Here is a 256-nt window from a genome sequence, read left to right as displayed (position 1 = left end):
GCATGCCGGCCAGTCCGAGGAAGTGCATCGGGAAGAACAGGATGTTCGCGCCGATGAAGGCCAGCCAGAAGTGCAGCTTGCCGGCCCATTCCGGGATGATGTGGCCGGTCATCTTCGGGAACCAGTAGTAGATACCGGCGAAGATGATGAACACGGCGCCGAGAGACAGGACGTAGTGGAAGTGCGCCACCACATAATAGGTGTCGTGCAGGTACTTATCGACCGCCGAGTTGGCGAGCACGACGCCGGTGACGCC

At 60.5% G+C, this 256-nt stretch carries 1 protein-coding gene; it reads right to left on the bottom strand.

Features of this window, described 5'->3' with window-relative positions:
- Positions 1-256: cbb3-type cytochrome c oxidase subunit I (locus tag KZZ07_RS27140; protein ID WP_219520109.1), on the bottom strand; the 256-nt coding region annotated here is incomplete at both ends.

Origin of the sequence: Mameliella sp. CS4 (genome assembly GCF_019392335.1) — a bacterium.
In the GTDB taxonomy this organism is placed as follows: domain Bacteria; phylum Pseudomonadota; class Alphaproteobacteria; order Rhodobacterales; family Rhodobacteraceae; genus Antarctobacter.
Note: the sequence above shows the minus strand (reverse complement) of the source record. Positions and strands in the feature narration are given on the sequence as shown.